Origin of the sequence: Streptomyces sp. NPDC002888 (assembly GCF_042888465.1) — a bacterium.
In the GTDB taxonomy this organism is placed as follows: Bacteria; Actinomycetota; Actinomycetes; order Streptomycetales; family Streptomycetaceae; genus Streptomyces.
This window is the reverse complement of the sequence record NZ_JBIAPU010000004.1, coordinates 287,568-304,936: the sequence shown is the minus strand read 5'-3', so window position 1 is coordinate 304,936 and position 17,369 is coordinate 287,568. Positions and strand designations below refer to the sequence as shown.

Here is a 17,369-nt window from a genome sequence, read left to right as displayed (position 1 = left end):
CGCGGGTACTGCGCGGGGTGGCCGGGCGGGGTGGTTACTCCCCGGGGAGTAACCGGGGAGGGTCAGGACGGCGTGCGGGCCGCCGCCAGCACGCGGGTCACCTCGTCGGCGCCGATGGTCAGGGCCGCGCCGACGGTGGCCAGGACGTCGCGTTCGGCCGGGGTGTACGGGCCGTCGGCGAGGGCGATCCTGGCGCCCTGCAGCAGGATCGATTCGCGGCCGACCTGGGCGAGGTGGGGGGCGAGCGGGTCCAGGGCCTCGTGGAGCTCTATGGCGAGGCCGGTGCAGGAGGGCTCCCCGAAGGCGCGTCCGGTGTCCGAGGCGAGGGCGTCCACGAGGGCGGCGAGCTGGTCCTCGGTGCAGTCGTCGAAGCCGGCGGCGCGCACCGCGGTGGCGGCGGCCTCCAGGGACGTACGGGCGCAGGTGCCGCCCGCTGCGAGCACCGCGAGGGCGACGGTGTGCACGGCGTCGCGGAGCATCGCGGAGAAGCGGATGGTGGTGGGGTGGTCGAGGACCTCGGTGCCGAAGTGGTGGTGACAGGCCGCGCACTCGACGGCGGGGCCGGTCTCGCCGCGTGGCAGCACGGGCACGCCGAGCACGGTGAAGCGGCGGCGGCCGGTGAGCCGCTGGTAGTTGCGGTCGCCCCCGCAGCCGGGGCAGAAGAACTCGCCGTCCCCGACGGGTGTCCACGAGGTGCGGGTGCCCAGAATGCGCGCACGCCTGTCGACATGGCCGTTTCGTCCCCGTCCTGGCAGCACGTCGCACCTCCATAACGCCGCGGCAACATCGCCACACGCTTGCGTGATGTTAGCCACAGGGATGAGGCGGAGTCAGCACCTTGGACGAGACCTTTCCGTGACCTGCACACGGGAGTGGCCGAGATGTGACGGGGGCCCCGACCGCCGGGTGTGACGGTCGGGGCCCCGAAATCCCCGGTCAGGGACGGTTTTCGGCGCGTCAGCGGGTGGCGCGGTTGACGGCGGAGACGACCGCCTGCAGCGACGCACGCGTCGTGTTCGCGTCGATGCCGATCCCCCACAGAACCTTGTCGTCGATCGCGCACTCGATGTAGGACGCGGCCTGCGCGGAGGCGCCCTCGCTCATCGTGTGCTCCTGGTAGTCCAGGAGGCGTACGTCGATGCCGACGGACTGCAGGGCGTCGAAGAAGGCCGAGATCGGACCGTTGCCTGTGCCGGACAGGACGGTGTCCACGCCGTCGACCGTGGCCTCCACGGTGAGGGTGTCCACGCCGTCCGTGTCGGTCGTCGACTGGCCGTTCCTGACCTGGATGCGGCCCCAGGGGTTCTCCGGGTTCGGCAGGTACTCGTCCTGGAAGGTCGACCAGATGTCGCCGGGCGTGATCTCGCCGCCCTCGGCGTCCGTCTTCGCCTGGATGAGCTTGGAGAACTCGATCTGCATCCGGCGCGGCAGGTCCAGCTTGTGGTCGTTCTTCAGGACGTACGCGATACCGCCCTTGCCGGACTGCGAGTTGACGCGGATGACGGCCTCGTAGGAGCGGCCGACGTCCTTGGGGTCGATCGGCAGGTACGGGACCGCCCACTCGATGTCGTCGACGGTGACGCCCTTGGCCTTGGCGTCGGCCTCCATGGCGTCGAAGCCCTTCTTGATGGCGTCCTGATGGGAGCCGGAGAAGGACGTGTAGACCAGGTCGCCCACGTACGGGTGGCGCGGGTGGACCTCCATCTGGTTGCAGTACTCCCACGTACGACGGATCTCGTCGATGTCGGAGAAGTCGATCTGCGGGTCGACGCCCTGGGAGAAGAGGTTCATGCCCAGGGTGACCAGGTCGACGTTGCCGGTGCGCTCGCCCTGCCCGAACAGGCAGCCCTCGACGCGGTCGGCGCCGGCCATCAGCGCCAGCTCGGCGGCGGCGACGGCCGTACCGCGGTCGTTGTGCGGGTGTACGGAGACGCAGACGTGCTCGCGGCGCGACAGGTTGCGGCTCATCCACTCGAAGCGGTCCGCGTGCGTGGACGGCGTCGAACGCTCCACGGTGGCGGGCAGGTTGAGGATGATCTCGCGGCCCGGGCCGGGCTGCCAGACGTCCATGACCGCCTCGCAGACCTCCAGCGCGAAGTCCAGCTCGGTGTCGGTGAAGATCTCCGGGCTGTACTGGTAGCCGAACTCGGTCTCGGGACCCAGCAGCTTCTCGGCGTACTCCATGACCAGCCGCGTGCCGTCGACGGCGATCTGCTTGATGTCGTCCTTGGAGCCGCGGAAGACGACCCGGCGGAAGACCGGGGCGGTGGCGTTGTAGAGGTGGACGGTCGCGCGGCGGGCGCCCTTCAGGGACTCCACGGTCCGCTCGATCAGGTCCTCGCGGGCCTGGGTCAGGACGGAGATCGTCACGTCCTCGGGGATCGCGCCCTCTTCCTCGATGATCGAGCGCACGAAGTCGAAGTCGGTCTGGCCGGAGGCGGGGAACCCGACCTCGATCTCCTTGTAGCCCATCGTGACCAGCTGGTCGAACATCCGGCGCTTGCGCTCGGGCGACATCGGGTCGATCAGGGCCTGGTTGCCGTCGCGCAGGTCGGTGGAGAGCCAGCGGGGGGCGACGGTGATCCGGTTGTTCGGCCAGGTGCGGTCCGAGATGTCGACCTGGTCGTAGCGGCCGTACTTCTGGATCGGCATGGAACTGGGCTGCTGGCGGTTTGCCATGGTGCGGGGGCTCCTCAGGATGTCCGGATGGACGGCCGACGACGCAACGCCAAGCTCCGCGGGGAGGGAGTCGACCTGGACTACAGGCCCTCGCCGCGGCAGCTAAGAAGAAGCAGCCCGAAACGCATGATGCTCCGCAGCGTAGCCGAGCCGCTCCTGTCACGCGGGGTCGTATCAGTATGCGGGACCGTGAGGACGAACGGGACAAAAAGTGCGCCATACCACTCACCCGCGTGCCTCCTGGCGCCGTATCCCTATATTTCACCAATCATGGTTGCGGGTAGTGACAGCGGTATAACCGAGTGCAAGGGTGCCGTCCATGACGACGAACGGGGGCTTCGAGCCCGTCTTCTGCACTGTTGTGCCGCCCTACGTCCTCGACAAGCTGGCGCAGCACGACGACCCCGCACTCTCCGGACCCGCCCAGCGCACCCTGGTGCGCGACAGCGAGCTGCGCGCCCGTCGGCGCGTCACCGCCGAGTTCCGCCTGGCGGCCGCCCCGACGGCGAAGGCACCGTCGGACCAGCCGCTGCGCACGATCTACGACGCCGAGCACCGGACCGAGCTGCCCGGCACCAAGGTCCGCGCCGAGGGCCAGGACCCCGGCCAGGACGCCACCGTCAACCGCGCCTACTCCGGGCTCGGCGCCACCTTCGACCTCTACCTCAAGGCCTACCAGCGCCACTCCATCGACGGCGACGGCCTGCCCCTGGACGCCACCGTCCACTACGACGAGGGCTACAACAACGCCTTCTGGAACGGCGAGCAGATGGTGTTCGGCGACGGGGACGGCGAGATCTTCGTCGACTTCACCAACTCCATCGACGTCATCGGCCACGAGCTCACCCACGGCGTCACCCAGTACACGGCGAACCTCACCTACTACGGCCAGCCGGGCGCCCTCAACGAGTCGATGTCCGACGTCTTCGGCTCGCTCATCAAGCAGTACTCCCTCGGCCAGACCGCCGCCGAGGCCGACTGGCTGATCGGTGCCGGCCTCCTCGCCCCGAGCGTGACCGGCACGGCCCTGCGCTCCATGAAGGCGCCGGGCACCGCGTACGACGACGACGTCCTCGGCAAGGACCCGCAGCCCGCGACCATGGACGACTATGTGCGCACCGGCCGCGACAACGGCGGCGTCCACATCAACTCCGGCATCCCCAACCACGCCTTCTACCTCGTCGCCACCGCGCTCGGCGGCCACGCCTGGGAGAAGGCGGGCCAGGTCTGGTACGACGTCCTGACCGGCGGCGAGCTCAGCGAGCGGGCGTTCTTCACCGACTTCGCCAAGCTGACCGTCAAGGCCGCGCGCGAGCGCTACGGCGACGGCGGCGACGAGTTCCAGGCCGTGGAGAAGGCCTGGGAGCAGGTCGGGGTGCGGATCCTGTGACGGCGTACTAGACAGGGACCCATGCGTATTCAGGTGACACGCACGGGTGGCTTCGCGGGCATCGAGCGCCGCGCCGAGGTCGACACCTCGGGGCGGCCCGATGCCCACGAGTGGCACGCCCTGGCCGAGCAGGCACTCGCCGCCGGCCGGGGCGCGCCCTCGACCGGCGTGCCGGACGGCTTCAACTACGAGATCACGGTGGACGGGCGGACGGTGTACGCGGCCGATCCCCGCCTCACGGAGGAGCAGCGCAGGCTGATCTCCAGGGTGCTCAAAGAAGGGGCCTAACTGCTTGTTCACGCTTGCCCGTTGACTTCAGTTACCCCTGGTACGGATGATCCGGCGCATGGCGACCAACCCGATACCCCAGTTCCCGGCCGGCTTCCTGTGGGGCGTCTCGACCTCGGCCCACCAGATCGAGGGCGCGACGGACGAACGCGAGGCGTCCGTGTGGGACGCCTTCTCCGCCGAGCCGGGGCGGGTGAAGGACGGCTCGACGGCGGCGGTGGCCTGCGACCACTACCACCGCTACCGCGAGGACGTGGCGCTCCTGTCCGGCCTCGGCGTGGACGCGTACCGCTTCTCGATCTCCTGGCCGCGGGTGAACGCGCCGAACGGCCTGGACTTCTACGACCGTCTGGTGGACGAGCTCTGCGCGGCGGGCGTGCGCCCCGTGCCGACCCTCTTCCACTGGGACCTGCCGGTCGCGCTGGACTGGCTGGAGCGGGACACGGCGTCGCGGTTCGCGGAGCACGTGTCCGTCGTGGCCGAGCGTCTCGGCGACCGTGTGAAGCGGTGGGTCACGATCAACGAGCCGGCCGAGCACACCCTGTTCGGGCACGCGCTGGGTGCGCACGCGCCGGGCAAGCAGCTGATGTTCGACGCGCTGCCGGCCGCCCACCACCAGCTTCTCGCCCACGGCCTGGCCGTACGGGCCCTGCGCGCGGCCGGCGCCACGGACATCGGCATCGCCAACTCGCACGGGCCGACGTGGCCGGCGTCGCGCGAACAGGCGGACCTGGAGGCGGCCGAGTTCTACGACCTGCTGCTGAACCGCCTGTTCGCCGACCCCGTCCTGCTGGGCGAGTACCCCGAGGGCATCGCCGAGTTGATGCCGGGGGACGTGGCGGCCGACCTGAAGGTGATCGGGGAGCCGCTGGACTGGTACGGCGTCAACTACTACGCGCCGACCCGGGTGGGCGCACCGCAGGGCGCCGACATCGAGTTCGGCGGTCTGACGATTCCGGCCGAACTCCCCTTCTCCGTGCGGGAGATCGAGGGCGTCCCGGTGACGGACTTCGGCTGGCCGGTGGTCCCCGAGGGCCTGACCGAGGTGCTCACCGGCTTCCGGGAACGCTACGGCGACCGGCTCCCCCCGGTCGTGATCACCGAGAACGGCTGCTCGTACGAGGGCCTCGACGACCAGGACCGCATCACCTACCTCGACGGCCACATCAGGGCGCTGCACCGGGCCGTGGAGGCGGGCGTCGACGTACGCGGGTACTTCGTCTGGTCCCTCCTGGACAACTTCGAGTGGGCGGAGGGCTACGCCCGCCGGTTCGGGCTGGTCCACGTGGACTTCGAGAGCCTCACGCGCACACCGAAGGCCTCGTACGCCTGGTACCGGGACGTGCTGCGGGCCCAGAGGTGACCTCGGCCGCCCCGGCTCACAGGGCCCCGGCCTCCCGGGCCGCGTAGACGCTGGGGTACAGCGGGCGGTAGCCGAGTTCGCGGCGGATGCGGTCGGTGGAGGTCATCTGGAAGAACGGGTCGGGGTCGGTGCGCTCGTAGAGTTCGGCGGGGATGTCGACGCCGTTGAGCTGGTGCAGCTCGACCGCGGTGACGGGGGCGTCGTCGGCGATGTTGTAGCTCCGGCCGGCGACTCCCGGCGCGTGGAGGATGCGCAGCAGTCCCTGGGCGACGTCCACGTGGTGGACCATGTGGAGTCGCTGGGTCGCCGCCCAGTTCCCGGCCCACATCAGGGACTGGGCGAGGTGCGGATCGCCCTCGCCGTAGACGAAGGCGAGCCGTCCGACGCGCACGTCCAGGCCCTCCAGCGCCAGCAGCCCCCGCTCGGCCTCCACCTTCGACTCGGCGTAGGCGCCCCACATCGCGCCGCCGGGCCGGGCCGGGTCGTCCTCGGTCAGCGGGCGGCCACGCCCCAGGCCGTACACCAGCCCCGTGCTGACCTGCACGAAGCGCCGTACACCGGAGGCCAGCGCGGCGCGGCCCAGCTCCAGTGCCGCGTCCCGGTTGACGGCCCACGCCTCCTCGTCCGGCACCCCGCGGAAGGCCGCCGCGACGTTCACGACCGCGTCCACCCCGGCCACCGCCTTGCCGAGCGCCTCCGTGTCGCGCAGATCCCCGAGCACGACCTCGGCGCCCAGCTCCGCGAACCGCTCCCCCCGCGCCTCGTCCCGCACCAGGACCCGCACGCCCTCCCCCGCCCGGGCCTGCGCCAGCAGCCTCGGTACGAAGCGCCGGCCGACCTGCCCCGTCGTACCCGTCACCAGTGTCAACATCATCTGCTCCTCTTGTCCGGCGCCCGGTCCGGCACCTGGTCTGGTGCCACCAGCCTCGGACGGAGTCGGGGCGACCGGGAGAGACCTCTCGATCAGGGGATCGGCAGTCCCTGGATAAGCCGGGCGGGTTGCCCCAGGCTGGAGAGGTGAACCGAGCCGAATTCGCCGACTTCCTGCGCCGCGGCCGCGCCCGCCTCAGCCCGTCGGACGTGGGCCTGACGCCGGGCGCCCGCCGCCGCACGCCCGGCCTGCGCCGCGAGGAGGTGGCGCAGCTGGCGGGCATGTCGGTGGACTACTACACGCGCCTGGAACAGTGCCGTGGCCCGCGCCCGTCACGGCAGATGCTGACGGCGCTGGCCCGCGCCCTGCGCCTCACCGACGACGAACGCGACCACCTGTTCCACCTGGCCGGTGAGGAGCCCCCGCGCCGTGAGACGGCGTCGGCGCATGTCCCGCCCGGCCTGATGCTGATCCTGGACCGGCTGCACGACACACCGGCGCAGGTGGTGACCGACTGCGGCGAGGTCCTGGCCCAGAACGCGATGGCCCGGGCGCTGACCCGCGATGTGATGTCCCGCCCCCGGCGCGAGCGCAACCTGGTCCGCCTCTACTTCCTGGACCCGGACGCGCGCACCCTGTTCCCGGAGGAGGACCGCGCCGACCACGCCCGCGCCCACGTGGCCAACCTGCGCGCGGTGGCCGCCGCCCGCCCCGACGACCCGGAACCGGCCGCGCTGGTCGCCGAACTCCGCGCGTCGAGCGAGGAGTTCGCGCGCCTGTGGGACGAGCACGAGGTGTCGCTGCGCAACCGGGCGACCAAGCGCTTCCGGCACCCCCTGGTGGGCCTACTGGAGTTGGACTGCGAGGTCATGCTCAGCCACGAGCACCACCAGCTCCTGATCATCCACACCGCCCGCCCGGGCACGGAGTCCTACGAGCGGCTGGAGTTGCTGCGGGTGGTGGGGCTCCAGGACATGTCCCCACAAGCTCTTGAAAGCCCGTAGCCCTGCTCTTGAAAGCCCTGAACCCTCAGAAGCCCAGCTTGCGCAGCTGCCTCGGGTCCCGCTGCCAGTCCTTCGCCACCTTCACGTGCAGGTCGAGGAAGACCGGCGTACCGAGGAGCGCTTCGATCTGCTTGCGGGACTTGATGCCGACGTCCTTCAGGCGCTTGCCCTTGGGGCCGATGATGATGCCCTTCTGGCTGGGGCGCTCGATGTAGACGAAGGCGTGGATGTCGAGGAGAGGCTTGTCCGCCGGACGGTCCTCGCGGGGGAGCATCTCCTCCACCACGACGGCGATGGAGTGCGGGAGCTCGTCGCGTACGCCTTCCAGCGCGGCCTCGCGGATCAGCTCGGCGATCATGACCTGCTCGGGCTCGTCCGTCAGGTCGCCCTCGGGGTACAGGGCCGGGCCCTCCGGCAGGAGGGGGACGAGCAGGTCGGCCAGCAGGTCGACCTGCTTGTCGGCGACCGCCGACACCGGCACGATCTCCGCCCACTCGAATCCCAGCTCCCGGCCGAGCTGGTCGATCGCGATGAGCTGCTCGGCGAGCGTCTTGCCGTCGACGAGGTCGGTCTTCGTGACGATCGCGATCTTCGGCGTCTTCTTGATGGACGCCAGTTCCTTCGCGATGAAGCGGTCACCGGGGCCGAGCTTCTCGTTCGCGGGCAGGCAGAAGCCGATCACGTCGACCTCGGCCCAGGTGGTCCGCACGACGTCGTTCAGCCGCTCACCCAGCAGCGTGCGCGGTTTGTGCAGCCCAGGGGTGTCGACCAGGATCAGCTGGGCGTCCTCGCGGTGCACGATCCCCCGCACCGTGTGCCGCGTCGTCTGCGGCTGGTTCGCGGTGATCGCCACCTTCTGGCCGACCAGAGCATTCGTGAGGGTGGACTTGCCCGCGTTGGGGCGGCCCACGAAGCAGGCGAAGCCGGCGCGGTGGGGGGCCTCGGACGGCTCGGATGACTTACTGCGAACGCTCATGGCGACCATTCTCCCTGATCCACAAGGCCCCACCGCACATCCGTCCGCCCACGGAGCGACCACCCCCAGGGCCCGTGAGCTCCCGGAAACCTCCACGCAACGAAACGTCACGGAAACACACCTGTACGCGACCGGAAACGCACGCCGGTGACCCTCTGACGAGCCCCCACACCGTTGGAGACGACCGTGACCCTCGCCGCGCCCCTGGCCGCAGAGCGCATCGACACCGGCGACACCGCCTGGCTGCTCGCCGCCACCGCCCTCGTCCTGCTGATGACCCCGGGCCTGGCCCTGTTCTACGGCGGCATGGTCCGCACGAAGAGCGTCCTCAACATGCTGATGATGAGCTTCGTGTCGATCGCCCTGGTCACGGTGGTGTGGCTGGCCGCCGGCTACTCCCTCGCGTTCGGCGACGACGTCGGCGGCGGGCTGATCGGCGGGCTCGAGCACGTCGGCATGTCCGGTCTCGGCCCCGACAGCGTGCAGGGCAGCGTCCCCACCGTCCTCTTCGCCACCTTCCAGCTCACCTTCGCGATCATCACGGCGGCGCTGATCAGCGGCGCGGTCGCCGACCGGGCGAAGTTCGGGGCGTGGCTGGTGTTCGTGCCGGTGTGGGCGCTGCTCGTATACGTTCCCGTCACCCACTGGGTGTGGGGCCCGGGTGGCTGGATTCTGAACCACCTCGGCGCCCTCGACTTCGCCGGCGGCCTTCCCGTCGAGATCACCTCCGGTGCCTCGGGTCTGGCTCTGTGCCTGGTGCTCGGTCCGCGGCTCGGGTTCAAGAAGGACGCCATGCGTCCACACAATCTGCCGATGGTCGTGCTGGGCGCCGGTCTGCTCTGGTTCGGCTGGTTCGGCTTCAACGCCGGCTCCGCCCTCGGCGCCAACGGCCTCGCCGCCGCCGCGTTCCTCAACACCCTCGCCGCCGGCTGCACCGGCCTGCTCGGCTGGCTCTTCGTCGAGCAGAAGCGCGACGGCCACCCGACGACGCTGGGCGCCGCATCCGGCGCGGTCGCGGGCCTGGTCGCCATCACGCCCTCCTGCGGTTCTGTGTCCCTGCTCGGCGCGCTGGTCGTCGGCCTCGCCGCCGGTGTCGTCTGCTCGTACGCCGTGGGCTGGAAGTTCAGGCTGAACTACGACGACTCGCTCGACGTCGTCGGCGTCCACCTCGTCGGCGGGATCATCGGCACCCTGCTGATCGGCGTCTTCGCGGTCGACACCATGACCGGTGGGACCGAGGGGCTGCTGTACGGCGGCGGGCTCGCGCAGCTGGGGAAGCAGCTGGTGGCCGTCGTCGCCGTGGGGGCGTACGCCTTCACCGTGACGTACGGCATCGGCAAGCTGATCGACAAGACGATGGGCTTCCGGGCGGGCGAGGAGCAGGAGTACAAGGGCCTGGACCTTACGGTGCACGCCGAGACGGCATACGATCACGGCGTCCTGGGCCACGGCGCCCCGGTCACCGCGTCCGTCCTCACCTCCGCGCAGAAGGCCAAAACGCAGGCATGAAGCTCATCACCGCGATCGTCAAGCCGTACCGCCTCGACGAGGTCAAGACCGCCCTCCAGGAGATCGGCGTGCACGGCCTGACCGTGACCGAGGCCAGTGGGTACGGCCGTCAGCGCGGGCACACCGAGGTGTACCGCGGCGCCGAGTACCAGGTCGACCTGGTCCCCAAGGTCCGTATCGAGGTCGTCGTCGAGGACGCCGACTCGGACGCCGTCATCGACGCGATCGTCAAGGCCGCGCAGACGGGGAAGATCGGGGACGGAAAGGTGTGGGCAGTGCCCGTCGAGACGGTCGTGCGGGTGCGGACGGGCGAGCGCGGCCCCGACGCGCTCTGACGAGGAGCACCCCTCCCACCACTCCGGCGGCGAACGCCACCGCCACCACCAGCCACGGCAGCGCGAAGAAGGACGCCCCGGCCGACTCACGGGTGTCCTTCGCGCTCGCCGTGAGCGTCACGTCGCCCCAGTCGAGCTGCGGCGCGCCCCGCCACGGTTCGCTGAGCCGCACCCGCTGGCCGGGCAGCAGCTCGGAGGGGATCTTGGTCAGGTCGCGGGCCAGGAGCGTGCGGCCGAACAGGCCTTGTGCCCGCAGCTCCACCCTCGGGTTGAGGGTGACGTTCCCGGTGTTGCGCAGGGTGTACGAGATGGTCGCCGTGCTGTCGCCGAGACCGGGGACGAGGGGCTGGTCGTGGGCGACCCGGACGCCCTCCACGGAGATCGCGGGGAGGGCGGGGCCGCTCACCCGCAGGTAGACGCGGGCGCCGACGGCTCGGCGTACCCCGACGGCGAGGGACCCGTCACCGGTGTCGACGCGTTCGTCCAGAGCCACCAGCGCCCCGGGATGGTCCCCGGGCTCGGCGTCCTCGGGCACGCGGAGCGTGAACGGCACGGTGACCGACTTGTGGGCGGGGACGGTGATCCGGGACTTGCCGGGCTTCCCCCAGGCCCCCACGCCCCGCATCCGCTCCTTCTCCGTCCGCACGGCGAACCCGCCGTCGCGCCCGGTGTTGTACGCGTCGGCCGCGTAGAGGCGGAAACTCAGCGGTTTGGCGGTCTTGTTGGCGACGACGACCTTGTCCTCGATGGTCTGCCCGGGGTCGGCGGAGAGGTAGAAGTACGGCCGCTCGGAGACTCCGGAGGACAGGGGGTAGACGGACCAGCTGCCGTTGTCCGCGGCGTGCGCGGGGGCGGCCGGGGCGGCGAGAAGGAGGAACAGCAGGAGGAGGAGGGCGTACGGCTTGCGCATGGGTGCGGACCCCCACGGACCGGACGGAAGGGAACGGGGCGGACGGGCGGGTGCGGACCCGTGGGAACGGGACGCCCGTACGGCGATCAGGTGAGTGTGAGGGTGAGGACCGCGGAATACGACCCCGGAGGCGTGAACGCCGGTACGTCGAGCGACAGCCCGGCGTCGACCGTGAACTCACCGCCGGTGAGCGTGCCGTCGGGCGTGGACGCCAGGGTCGCCCCCGAGCCGCCCACCGTGCCCGGCGAACCGGCCCGGCAGGTGCTGGGGCTGCCCGCCTTGGTCGTACAGGCCGGCGTCCAGCTCAGCTTCCCGGCGTCGATCTTGGCGCCGGGGCCGGTGAAGTCGGTGACCTTGCCGGTCAGGGACCAGCCCGCGGGTCCGCCGCGGAAGTCCTTGACGGTCACCGTCCGCAGGTCACCCGTGGAGGCGCCGCCCTTGCCGAAGTCGACGCCCGACAGCTGGACGGCGTCCCCGGCCTGGGTCATGGACAGCGTGCCCGCCTTCACGGTCGTGGTCAGCTTCTGACTGCCGTCGGGAACGGGCGTGTCGTCGATGACGACGTACGCCACCGGCCCGGCGCCCTTCTCCGCGCTCCACGCGGAACCCTCGTACGCCACGACCCCGCTCGTCGTCTTGTCGCTGACGACGAGCGCGCCGCTGATGGCGCCCTGGGCGTTGGCGGTCACGGTCGCCGTGTCCGCGGTCTGGGTGCTCCCGGACCGCCCGGCGAGGGTGACGGTCGCGCCCCCGGTGAAGCCGCTGCCGGTGACGGTGACACTGTCACCGGGCTTCCCGGACGCCGAACCCAGGGTGATGGAGCGGGTGTTGGCGGGTGGGTCATCCGCCGCGGTGACGGTCTCGGAGACCGGCGCGGGCGGGTTGGTCACCGTGCAGGGGGTGTCCAGCTCCAGGATGTAGCTGGTGTGGATGTTGTAGTCGCCGGGCGAGAGGGTGATCGCGCCGGGCTGGGTGACCGTGAACGTGCCGGTCATCGAGAACGACGGGAAGGCGCCCTTGCCCGGCACCGGTTCGTTCTTCTTCGGCCCCGTGACGGTGACGTCGCCGGTCTGCGCCCCGCCGAGGGTGACCTTGCCGGTCGGGGTCATGATGTCGGCCGGCAGGGCGAGCTCGGTGGGGTTGCTGGCGGCGGGCTTGACCACCGTGTACGTCACGGTGACCGTGTCGCCCACCTTGGGGCTGGTGTTGTCCACCGCGATCCGGCCGGTGGTGGTGCCGTCGATCGGCGGGATGCCCGCGATGGGCGGCGGGATGCAGTGCGTGGCGAAGTCCACGTCGGCGGACTGGGCGGACACGGCACCGGCCGGCGCGGCCAGTGCGCCGCCCGCGGTGACCGCGAGCGCGGTCGCCCCGAGCAGCGACGCCAGGCGGCGTCTTCGGGTGGTCTGACCCATGGGTGCCCCCTCCTGAGGGATGGCGCAGCGGCTCTTCTGCGCCGACAAGGGGCATTGACGTGGAGGCGGTGTGAGAAGTCAATGGAGATGCGGCAGGAAAACTGACGGATCGTCACCTTCCCTGCCGCGCGTGCTTCGTGCTCGGTCGGATCAGTCTCGGATCAGTCGAACACGAACGGCCCGGGCGACTGCGGTGCCTTGGCCGTACAGGTGATGGTGATGCCCAGGACGACCATCTTGAGCGAGCCGCCGTAGGTCTCGAGCTTGTCCCCGGAGGCCACGGTTCCGGGGAGGGGGCCGACGGTGACGGGGTCGCCGACCTTCATCGCCGGGTTCACCTTCCCGCTGAAGACCCGGGTGCCGCCGGTGGACTTCACCAGGGTGAGGGTGGACGTGATCGAGTCCTTCGACAGCGCGATCGGCGCCTTGATCGCGGTGGAGTTGAGGGTGAGGGTGGCGGCGGTGCCGTTCTGGGTGGCGGTGAGCGTGGCCGCTCCGCCGCCGAAGATCCCGCAGTCGGCGTTGATCGTCGCCGTCTCGGGGGCGACGGCGATGGCCGCGGGAGCGAGCGCGAGCCCGCCGATCGCGAGCACCCCGACCGCCACTGCCGCACCTGTTCCGATTCGCTTGCCTCTCATCTGCTTGGGGCTCCCTTCGCGGGTGAGTGTCGACGGACGGCGGCTCCTGAGCAGGTGGGTGCGGACACGCTGCTCAACCGGCCGGAAATCTGACGGTCCGTCGGATCCATGGCTTCATTGATGCGCGGGGAACGGAGGGCTGCAAGGGTGAATTCCGGACTAGTCCATGCCCCTGCCAAAACCGCTCGAGAGGATCAGGCTGGGACGTCAGCCCGCGGAGACGGTCAGACGAACAACGCCGTCCGGCCCGGCCACCAGCACCGGCGTCTCTGCTCCACCCAGATCCCGTACGGCAGCCCGGTCCGCTTCGTTCGCCTCCGCCGCCTCGGTGACGACCGCCGCCGCCTCCAGCGACTTCGCCCCGGACGCCACCGCCATGGCCACCGCGGTCTGCAGCGCGCTCAGCTTCAGCGATTCCAGTGCGACGGTGCCGGCCACATACGTACGGCCCGTCTCGTCCCGCACGGCAGCCCCCTCCGGCACGCCGTTACGGGCCCGGGCCGAGCGGGCCAGGGTGACGATCTTGCGGTCCTCGGGGTCGAGCGCGTTGCTGTCGGTCATGTCCTGAGCATACGTAGCCGTGCCCAGGGGAAGTTCCCCACCCGGCTCAGGGCCGGTCCAGCCGCAGCCGCTCCGCGCGCGGCAGTCCGGCGACGACCAGGTCGTAGGAATCCTCGATCAGCTCCCGGACGAGCTGGGCGGGGAGTCCACCGTCGACCGTCACCGTGTTCCAGTGGCGCTTGCTCATGTGGTAGCCGGGGGCGATGAGGCCCGGGTGGTCGGCGCGCAGCCGGATCGCGTCCTCGGGGTCGCACTTGAGGTTGACCGTCAGGGGCCGCGCGTCCAGGTTCGACAGGGCGAACATCTTGCCCAGGACCTTGAAGACAGACGTCTCCGGGTTGAAGGGGAAGTCTTCGGCCGCCGCGTTGAAGGACAGGCAGAGGGCGCGCAGCTCCTGAGGGGTCATTCGGGTTTCGCCTCTTCCTGGGCCGGCCGCTCCACCTGGCCGTCCGGCTCCACCAGCACCGTCACGATCTTGTTGCGGCGGCCGGCCGCGGCCTCCGCGGTCAGCCGCACCCGGCGCCCGTCGGGCAGCTCCACGTGCGACGACGCCCCGGCGATGGGCACACGGCCCAGCGCCTTCGCGAGGAGTCCGCCGACGGTCTCCACGTCCTCGTCGTCGAACTCCTCCAGGCCGTACAGCTCGCCGAGGTCGGTGATGTCGAGGCGGGCGGTGACCCGGTAGCGGTCCCCGCCGAGCTCCTCGACGGGCGGGAGCTCACGGTCGTACTCGTCGGTGATCTCGCCGACGATCTCCTCGAGGATGTCCTCGATGGTGACGATGCCGGCCGTGCCGCCGTACTCGTCGATGACGACGGCGACGTGGTTGCGCTGCAGCTGCATCTCGCGCAGCAGGTCGCCGGCGTTCTTGGTGTCGGGCACGAACGCGGCGGGGCGCATCGCCGTCGACACCAGCTCGCTCTCCGCGTCGCGGCTGATGTGCGTCTTGCGGACCAGGTCCTTCAGGTACACGATCCCGACGATGTCGTCCTCGCTCTCCCCGGTGACCGGGATGCGCGAGAAGCCGGAGCGCAGGGCGAGGGTGAGGGCCTGACGGATCGTCTTGTAGCGCTCGATGACGACGAGGTCGGTGCGCGGGACCATGACCTCCCGTACGAGCGTGTCGCCCAGCTCGAAGACGGAATGCACCATGCGGCGCTCCTCGTCCTCGATGAGGGACTCCTTCTCGGCGAGGTCGACCAGCGCGCGCAGCTCCGCCTCGGAGGCGAAGGGGCCGCGGCGGAAGCCCTTGCCGGGGGTGAGCGCGTTGCCGATGAGGATCAGCAGCGGCGGGACGGGGCCCATGATCCTGGCGAGCGGCACCAGGACGTACGCGGCCGCGGTCGCCGTGTTCAGCGGGTGCTGGCGGCCGATGGTGCGCGGGGAGACCCCGACGGCGACGTACGACACCAGGACCATGACACCGATCGCGACGAGGAGGGCCTCGGCGGTGCCGTCGAACTCCTTCAGGCAGGCGTACGTGACCAGCGCGGCGGCGGCCATCTCGCAGGCCACGCGCACCAGCAGGGCCACGTTGAGATAGCGGGTGGGGTCCGCGGCGATCTGGATCAGCTTGGCGCTGCCGCGGCGCCCCGACTTCACGGCTTCTTCGGCGCGGAAGCTGGAGACGCGCGCGAGGCCCGCCTCCGCGCAGGCGGCGAGCCAGGCGACGACGACCAGGGCGATCGCGCCGGTGACAAGTGCGATGCTCATGACACGGTCGGGGCCGGGGACGGGCCGGTCAGGCCCTTCTCCGCGCGCCAGCCGTCCACGATGGCCGCCTGCAGGCCGAACATCTCGGCCTTCTCGTCCGGTTCCTCGTGGTCGTAGCCGAGCAGGTGCAGCACGCCGTGGACGGTGAGCAGCTGGAGCTCCTCGTCCATGGAGTGCTGCGTCTCCGCCTCGGCGCCCTGCTTGGTGGCGACCTCGGGACACAGCACGATGTCGCCGAGGAGGCCCTGCGGGGGCTCGTCGTCGTCCTTCGACGGCGGACGCAGTTCGTCCATCGGGAAGGACATGACGTCCGTGGGCCCCGGCAGGTCCATCCACTGGATGTGCAGCTGCTCCATGGCGCCGGTGTCCACAACGATCACCGAGAGCTCGGAGAGCGGGTGGATGCGCATCCGTGCGAGCGCGTAGCGGGCGATGTCGAGGATCGCCTGCTCGTCGACCTCGGTTCCGGACTCGTTGTTGACGTCGATCGACATGGTGCCGCTGTTCTCCCGCTTTTAAATGTCACAGCCCCTTGTGCCCGGACTGCCTGCCCCGGCCGCCCTTGCGGGAGCCGTTCTCGGTGCCGTGCTGGCTGTCGTACTTCTCGTACGCGTCGACGATACGGCCGACGAGCTTGTGCCGTACGACGTCGTGGGACGTCAGACGCGAGAAGTGGACGTCGTCCAGGCCCTCCAGGATCTCCTGCACCTGGCGCAGACCGGACTTGGTGCCGCTGGGGAGGTCGACCTGCGTCACGTCACCCGTGATCACGATCTTCGAGTCGAAGCCGAGACGGGTGAGGAACATCTTCATCTGCTCGGGGCTCGTGTTCTGGGCCTCGTCCAGGATGATGAAGGCGTCGTTGAGGGTCCGACCACGCATGTACGCCAGCGGCGCGACCTCGATCGTGCCCGCCGCCATGAGGCGCGGGATCGAATCGGGGTCGAGCATGTCGTGCAGCGCGTCGTACAGCGGGCGCAGGTAGGGGTCGATCTTCTCGTAGAGGGTGCCCGGGAGGAAGCCCAGGCGCTCCCCCGCCTCCACCGCCGGGCGGGTCAGGATGATGCGGTTGCACTGCTTGGACTGCAGGGCCTGCACCGCCTTGGCCATGGCGAGGTAGGTCTTGCCGGTACCGGCGGGGCCGATGCCGAAGACGATCGTGTGCTTGTCGATCGCGTCGACGTACCGCTTCTGGTTGAGGGTCTTGGGCCGGATCGTGCGGCCCCGCGAGGACAGGATGTTCTGCGTCAGTACGTCGGCCGGGGTCTCCTGGCCGTCGCTCTCCCCGTTCTCGCTCGCCCTGAGCATGGCGATCGAGCGTTCCACTGCGTCCTCCGTCATCGGCTGCCCGGTGCGGAGCACCAGCATCATCTCGTCGAAAAGGCGCTGGATGAGGGCCACTTCAGCGGGGGCGCCGACCGCGCTGATCTCATTGCCCCGGACGTGGATGTCGGCCGCCGGGAAGGCCTTCTCGATCACGCGCAGAAGCGAGTCGCCGGACCCCAGGACGGTCACCATGGGGTGCTGGGCGGGCACGGTGAACTGTGCTCTCGCCTGCCCCTGCGCGGGGGTGTGAGCTGTAGGTGTCTGAGTCATGGGCCGGCGCTTAAGGCCTGCGGTTCCTCCTCTTCACGGCCGCGTAGCTGAGAGCGGCCTCGCGGTATCCAGAGTACGACGGAGCACCGACAACGCCGTAGGGCTTTTAGGTGACGATCCC

General features: G+C 70.4%; 18 protein-coding genes. 6 read left to right on the top strand and 12 right to left on the bottom strand.

Features of this window, described 5'->3' with window-relative positions:
• Positions 1-62: 62 nt before the first annotated feature.
• Together ACFYWX_RS09000 and leuA are read right to left on the bottom strand one after the other, a co-directional pair.
• Positions 63-758 (bottom strand): TerB family tellurite resistance protein, encoded by a 696-nt coding sequence (locus ACFYWX_RS09000; RefSeq protein WP_389423298.1) that lies wholly within the window; start codon positions 756-758, stop codon positions 63-65.
• A 199-nt stretch (positions 759-957) separates the two neighbouring features.
• Positions 958-2,679: a 2-isopropylmalate synthase gene (gene leuA, locus ACFYWX_RS08995; RefSeq protein ID WP_389423297.1), complete on the bottom strand. Its 1,722-nt coding sequence runs from the start codon at positions 2,677-2,679 to the stop codon at positions 958-960.
• A 319-nt stretch (positions 2,680-2,998) separates the two neighbouring features.
• Between leuA and ACFYWX_RS08990 the strand changes: the two genes are divergently transcribed.
• From ACFYWX_RS08990 to ACFYWX_RS08980, 3 genes are read left to right on the top strand one after another with little or no spacing between them, the layout of a single operon-like run.
• Positions 2,999-4,069, top strand: coding sequence for a M4 family metallopeptidase (locus tag ACFYWX_RS08990; RefSeq protein ID WP_389423296.1), 1,071 nt, complete (start codon positions 2,999-3,001; stop codon positions 4,067-4,069).
• A 21-nt stretch (positions 4,070-4,090) separates the two neighbouring features.
• Positions 4,091-4,357, top strand: a complete 267-nt coding sequence (locus tag ACFYWX_RS08985) for a protealysin inhibitor emfourin (RefSeq protein WP_389423295.1) — start codon at positions 4,091-4,093, stop codon at positions 4,355-4,357.
• A gap of 46 nt (positions 4,358-4,403) precedes the next feature.
• Positions 4,404-5,720: a GH1 family beta-glucosidase gene (locus ACFYWX_RS08980; RefSeq protein ID WP_389423294.1), complete on the top strand. Its 1,317-nt coding sequence runs from the start codon at positions 4,404-4,406 to the stop codon at positions 5,718-5,720.
• Between the two features lie 16 nt (positions 5,721-5,736).
• On the opposite strand, the gene ACFYWX_RS08975 is transcribed toward ACFYWX_RS08980, so the two are convergent.
• The gene (locus ACFYWX_RS08975; RefSeq protein WP_389423415.1) at positions 5,737-6,591 is read right to left on the bottom strand and encodes an NAD-dependent epimerase/dehydratase family protein; all 855 of its coding nucleotides are present in this window, start codon (positions 6,589-6,591) and stop codon (positions 5,737-5,739) included.
• A gap of 146 nt (positions 6,592-6,737) precedes the next feature.
• On the opposite strand from ACFYWX_RS08975, the gene ACFYWX_RS08970 reads away from it, so the two are divergent.
• Positions 6,738-7,595, top strand: coding sequence for a helix-turn-helix transcriptional regulator (locus ACFYWX_RS08970; RefSeq protein WP_389423293.1), 858 nt, complete (start codon positions 6,738-6,740; stop codon positions 7,593-7,595).
• Between the two features lie 25 nt (positions 7,596-7,620).
• Here ACFYWX_RS08970 and era read toward each other — a convergent pair whose 3' ends face one another.
• The gene (gene era, locus ACFYWX_RS08965) at positions 7,621-8,580 is read right to left on the bottom strand and encodes a GTPase Era (protein ID WP_389423292.1); all 960 of its coding nucleotides are present in this window, start codon (positions 8,578-8,580) and stop codon (positions 7,621-7,623) included.
• A 165-nt stretch (positions 8,581-8,745) separates the two neighbouring features.
• Between era and ACFYWX_RS08960 the strand changes: the two genes are divergently transcribed.
• Together ACFYWX_RS08960 and ACFYWX_RS08955 are read left to right on the top strand one after the other, a co-directional pair.
• Entirely contained in the window at positions 8,746-10,080 is a 1,335-nt protein-coding gene (locus tag ACFYWX_RS08960) for an ammonium transporter (RefSeq protein ID WP_389423291.1), read from the top strand.
• Positions 10,077-10,415, top strand: coding sequence for a P-II family nitrogen regulator (locus ACFYWX_RS08955; protein ID WP_389423290.1), 339 nt, complete (start codon positions 10,077-10,079; stop codon positions 10,413-10,415). The genes ACFYWX_RS08960 and ACFYWX_RS08955 overlap by 4 nt, the downstream gene beginning before the upstream one ends.
• Here the strand turns inward: ACFYWX_RS08955 and ACFYWX_RS08950 are convergent.
• From ACFYWX_RS08950 to ACFYWX_RS08915, 8 genes are all read right to left on the bottom strand, one after another.
• Complete coding sequence (locus ACFYWX_RS08950) at positions 10,309-11,325, bottom strand: WxL protein peptidoglycan domain-containing protein (RefSeq protein WP_389423289.1); 1,017 nt, start codon at positions 11,323-11,325, stop codon at positions 10,309-10,311. The two genes, ACFYWX_RS08955 and ACFYWX_RS08950, sit on opposite strands and share 107 nt — an antisense overlap.
• Positions 11,326-11,411: 86 nt before the next feature.
• Complete coding sequence (locus ACFYWX_RS08945) at positions 11,412-12,740, bottom strand: beta-xylosidase (RefSeq protein WP_389423288.1); 1,329 nt, start codon at positions 12,738-12,740, stop codon at positions 11,412-11,414.
• A 161-nt stretch (positions 12,741-12,901) separates the two neighbouring features.
• A complete protein-coding gene (locus tag ACFYWX_RS08940; RefSeq protein ID WP_389423287.1) occupies positions 12,902-13,378 on the bottom strand; it encodes a hypothetical protein in 477 nt (158 codons plus the stop codon).
• Between the two features lie 207 nt (positions 13,379-13,585).
• Entirely contained in the window at positions 13,586-13,939 is a 354-nt protein-coding gene (locus tag ACFYWX_RS08935) for a cytidine deaminase (protein WP_389423286.1), read from the bottom strand.
• 46 nt (positions 13,940-13,985) lie between these two features.
• On the bottom strand, positions 13,986-14,345 hold the full coding sequence (locus tag ACFYWX_RS08930) for an MmcQ/YjbR family DNA-binding protein (protein ID WP_389423285.1): 360 nt from the start codon (positions 14,343-14,345) through the stop codon (positions 13,986-13,988).
• Entirely contained in the window at positions 14,342-15,652 is a 1,311-nt protein-coding gene (locus ACFYWX_RS08925) for a hemolysin family protein (RefSeq protein ID WP_389423284.1), read from the bottom strand. Before ACFYWX_RS08925 ends, ACFYWX_RS08930 begins: the two co-directional genes overlap by 4 nt.
• The gene (gene ybeY / locus ACFYWX_RS08920) at positions 15,649-16,146 is read right to left on the bottom strand and encodes an rRNA maturation RNase YbeY (RefSeq protein WP_389423283.1); all 498 of its coding nucleotides are present in this window, start codon (positions 16,144-16,146) and stop codon (positions 15,649-15,651) included. Before ybeY ends, ACFYWX_RS08925 begins: the two co-directional genes overlap by 4 nt.
• 28 nt (positions 16,147-16,174) lie before the next feature.
• Positions 16,175-17,248: a PhoH family protein gene (locus tag ACFYWX_RS08915; RefSeq protein ID WP_389423282.1), complete on the bottom strand. Its 1,074-nt coding sequence runs from the start codon at positions 17,246-17,248 to the stop codon at positions 16,175-16,177.
• Positions 17,249-17,369 lie beyond the last annotated feature (121 nt).